This is a genomic window from Candidatus Andeanibacterium sp. (assembly GCF_057143545.1).
In genome coordinates this window covers 1-4,328 of the sequence record NZ_DBNHSF010000186.1, presented here as the reverse complement: position 1 = coordinate 4,328, position 4,328 = coordinate 1, and the positions used below count along the sequence as shown (strand labels likewise).

General features: G+C 61.5%; 4 protein-coding genes. All 4 read left to right on the top strand.

What is annotated here, in order from left to right; translation table 11 throughout:
- A partial coding sequence (fusA, locus tag AC16XC_RS11050) for an elongation factor G (RefSeq protein WP_484034710.1) occupies positions 1-1,824 on the top strand: 1,824 nt, incomplete at its 5' end.
- 90 nt (positions 1,825-1,914) lie between these two features.
- Entirely contained in the window at positions 1,915-3,105 is a 1,191-nt protein-coding gene (gene tuf / locus AC16XC_RS11045; RefSeq protein WP_484034709.1) for an elongation factor Tu, read from the top strand.
- A gap of 150 nt (positions 3,106-3,255) precedes the next feature.
- A complete protein-coding gene (gene rpsJ, locus AC16XC_RS11040) occupies positions 3,256-3,567 on the top strand; it encodes a 30S ribosomal protein S10 (RefSeq protein ID WP_034905023.1) in 312 nt (103 codons plus the stop codon).
- A gap of 186 nt (positions 3,568-3,753) precedes the next feature.
- On the top strand, positions 3,754-4,328 hold a 575-nt coding region (gene rplC, locus AC16XC_RS11035), incomplete at its 3' end, for a 50S ribosomal protein L3 (RefSeq protein ID WP_484034708.1).

The window sequence follows — 4,328 nt, the reverse complement described above, 5'->3', positions numbered from 1 at the left end:
GGCCATGTCGACTTCACGATCGAGGTCGAGCGTTCGCTGCGCGTGCTCGACGGCGCGGTCGCGGTGTTCGACGGGGTCGCAGGCGTCGAGCCGCAGTCCGAAACCGTGTGGCGCCAGGCCGACAAGTACAAGGTCCCGCGCATGGCGTTCATCAATAAATTGGACCGCACCGGCGCCGACTTCTTCTACTGCGTCAAGTCGATCGTCGATCGTCTCGGCGCGACCCCGCTGGTGCTGTATCTCCCGATCGGCGCCGAGAGCGACCTCAAGGGCGTGGTCGACCTCGTCAACAATCGCGGCATCGTCTGGAAGGACGAGAGCCTCGGGGCGGAATTCGAATACACCGAAATCCCGGCCGACCTCGCCGACCTGGCCGCCGAATATCGCGAAAAGCTGGTAGAGCTCGCCGTCGAGCAGGACGACGACGTGATGGAAGCCTATCTTGAGGGCGAGGAGCCCGACGCGGCAACGCTCAAGAAGCTCATCCGCAAGGGCACGCTCAACCATGCCTTCATTCCCGTGCTGTGCGGTTCGGCCTTCAAGAACAAGGGCGTCCAGCCGCTGCTCGATGCCGTTGTCGATTATCTGCCGTCGCCGATCGACGTTCCTGCTATCAAGGGCGTCAAGCCGGACAGCGACATTGAGGATTCACGTCCTTCTTCGGACGATGCCCCGTTTGCCGCGCTGGCGTTCAAGATCATGAACGATCCATTCGTCGGCTCGCTCACCTTTGCCCGCATCTATTCGGGCAAGCTCTCCAAGGGCTCCTACCTCAACTCGGTCAAGGACAAGGACGAGAAGGTCGGGCGCATGCTGTTGATGCATTCGAACAATCGCGAGGATATCGACGAGGCGTTTGCCGGCGACATCGTTGCGCTCGCCGGGCTAAAGGAAACCACCACCGGCGATACCCTATGCGCCAAGAACGCGCCGATCGTTCTCGAGCGCATGGAATTCCCGGAGCCGGTCATCGAACTTTCGGTCGAGCCCAAGACCAAGGCCGACCAAGAGAAGATGGGCGTTGCGCTCAATCGCCTCGCGGCGGAAGATCCCTCGTTCCGCGTTTCGACCGATCATGAATCGGGCCAGACGATCATCAAGGGGATGGGCGAACTTCACCTCGACATCCTGGTCGATCGCATGAAGCGCGAATTCAAGGTCGAGGCCAATGTCGGCGCGCCGCAGGTCGCCTATCGCGAATCGCTCGGGCGTGAGGTCGAGGTCGATTACACGCACAAGAAGCAGTCGGGCGGCTCGGGCCAGTTCGGCCGGGCCAAGGTTATCGTCACTCCGGGCGAGCGCGGCCAGGGCATCATTTTCGAAGACCAGATCAAGGGCGGCAACATCCCGCGCGAATATATCCCGTCGGTCGAGAAGGGCATGCGCGAACAAGCCGAGAGCGGCTATCTGATCGGCTTCCCGATCATCGACTTCACGATCAAGCTTGTCGACGGCGCCTATCATGACGTCGACTCATCGACCGTTGCGTTCGAGATTTGCGGACGTGGGGCGATGCGCGAAGTCGCCGAAAAGGCAGGCATCAAGCTGCTCGAACCGATCATGAAGGTCGAGGTCGTTACGCCCGAGGACTTCATGGGCGACGTAATCGGCGATCTCAACTCCCGTCGTGGGCAGATCCAGGGAACCGACAGCCGCGGCAACGCGCAGGTTGTCGAGGCCTTCGTGCCGCTGGCAAACATGTTCGGCTATGTGAACGAACTGCGTTCGTTCACCCAGGGCCGGGCCCAGTACACCATGCAATTCTCGCATTACGACGAGGTCCCGGCGAATGTCGCGGCTGAGGTCAAGGAGAAGCTTGCCTAATAGCGAGTGACAGTCTAGGGGCGGCGCCTGATTCAGCGGGCGCCATGATCCCGCAATAATCGAATTCAGAAGAACAGAGGTTTTAGAGAAATGGCGAAGGAAAAATTCCAGCGGAACAAGCCGCACTGCAACATCGGCACGATCGGTCACGTCGACCATGGCAAGACCACGCTGACGGCTGCCATCACTAAGGTGATGGCCGAACTGCACGGCGGTTCGGCGGTCGATTTCGCGAATATCGACAAGGCTCCCGAAGAACGCGAGCGCGGCATCACCATTTCGACCGCGCATGTCGAATACGAAACCGCTGCCCGCCATTATGCGCATGTCGATTGTCCGGGCCACGCCGACTATGTGAAGAACATGATCACCGGCGCCGCCCAGATGGATGGCGCGATCCTGGTTGTGAACGCTGCCGACGGCCCGATGCCGCAGACCCGCGAGCACATCCTGCTCGCTCGCCAGGTCGGCGTGCCGGCGCTGGTCGTGTACCTTAACAAGGTCGACCAGGTCGACGACGAGGAACTCCTCGAACTCGTCGAACTGGAAGTGCGCGAGCTGCTTTCGAGCTACGATTTCCCGGGCGACGATATTCCGATTATCAAGGGTTCGGCACTGGCCGCGCTTGAAGGCCGCGACGACGAGATCGGCAAGAACTCGATTATCGCCCTGATGGATGCCGTCGATGCGCACATCCCGCAGCCCGACCGTCCGATCGACAAGCCATTCCTGATGCCGATCGAAGACGTGTTCTCGATCTCGGGCCGCGGCACTGTGGTTACCGGCCGCGTCGAGACCGGCGTTGTCAATGTCGGCGACGAAGTCGAGATCGTTGGTATCCGTGACACGCAGAAGACCATTGTGACCGGCGTGGAAATGTTCCGCAAGCTGCTCGATCGCGGCGAGGCAGGCGACAATATCGGCGCATTGCTGCGCGGTACGGGCCGTGACGAAGTCGAGCGAGGGCAGGTCCTTGCCAAGCCGGGTTCGGTCAATCCGCACACCGAATTCGACGCGGAAGTCTATGTGCTGTCGAAGGACGAAGGCGGCCGCCATACGCCGTTCTTCGCGAATTACCGTCCGCAGTTTTACTTCCGCACCACCGACGTGACTGGCGAGGTTATCCTTCCCTCGGGCACCGAGATGGTCATGCCGGGCGACAATGTGACGATCAGCGTCAAGCTGATTGCCCCGATCGCCATGGACGAAGGTCTTCGCTTTGCTATCCGTGAAGGCGGTCGTACCGTCGGATCGGGGGTTGTCAGCAAGATCACGAAGTAATATAGGCGCGCGCGTCGCAGGGATTCGTCCCCGCGGCGCGCAAGCATTTCGGAGGGCCGCCCCTTCGCCGGACGATCCGGGGAGGCGGGGCGGTTCTTTGTTTTTGGAGGTTTTCGGACTTCCTTGGCTCTTTCGCATCGGTAGTTGGAAATGGAAGCTCAGAATATCCGCATTCGCCTCAAGGCGTTTGACCATCGCGTTCTCGACCAGGCGACTGGCGAGATCGCAGATACGGCTCGCCGCACAGGCGCGCTGATCAGGGGCCCCATTCCTCTCCCGACGCGCATCGAGAAGTTCACCGTGAACCGCGGTCCGCACATCGACAAGAAGTCGCGTGAGCAATTCGAGGTTCGCACCTACAAGCGGCTGCTCGATATCGTGCAGCCCAACGCCCAGACGGTCGATGCGCTGATGAAGCTCGATCTCGCCGCGGGCGTGAATGTCGAGATCAAACTGGCTTAAGCCGCCAGAAGGTCCGACTGGCCCGCAAGGGCCGCCGACATTGGGATACCGCCGGATTGTTCCGGGCCGCGTCCCCCGTCTCGTCCCCGCACCAGCGAGGACATTCAGCCCGGACGGGGCTCGCACACAGTTTGGGCTGGCACGCACCCGGAATGGTCCGGGTGCCTCTGTTGAGGAGATCTGATCATGCGCACAGGCGTGATCGCGAAAAAGGTCGGAATGACCCGCCTCTTCCAGGAAGACGGTCGGCACGTGCCGGTCACCGTCCTGGCGCTGGAAGATTGCCAGGTCGTTTCGGTCCGCACCGGCGAGAAGGACGGCTATACCGCCCTCCAGGTCGGTTCGGGTGAAGCGAAGCAGAAGAACGTCGCCAAGCCGCAGCGCGAACACTTCGCGAAGGCGCAGGTGCCGTTGAAGATGAAGGTCGCCGAATTCCGGGTGGCTGAAGATGCCGTGGTCGAGGTTGGCTCCACCATTGCGGCATCGCACTTCGTTGCCGGCCAACTGGTAGACATCACCGGCCACACCCAGGGCAAGGGCTTCGCAGGCGGCATGAAGCGTTGGGGCTTCGGCGGCATGCGCGCGACCCATGGCGTGTCGATTTCGCACCGCGCGCTCGGCTCGACCGGCCAGCGTCAGGATCCCGGCAAGGTGTTCAAGGGCAAGAAGATGGCCGGTCACATGGGTGACCGCCAACGGACCCAGCAGAATCTCGAAGTGGTCCGTACCGATGACGAGCGCGGCCTGATCTTCGTCAAGGG

Bases quoted from the DNA above. Each gene is read 5' to 3' on its own strand.
- rpsJ (WP_034905023.1), top strand. From the start codon at position 3,256: ATGGAAGCTCAGAATATCCGCATTCGCCTCAAGGCGTTTGACCATCGC.
- tuf (WP_484034709.1), top strand. From the start codon at position 1,915: ATGGCGAAGGAAAAATTCCAGCGGAACAAGCCGCACTGCAACATCGGC.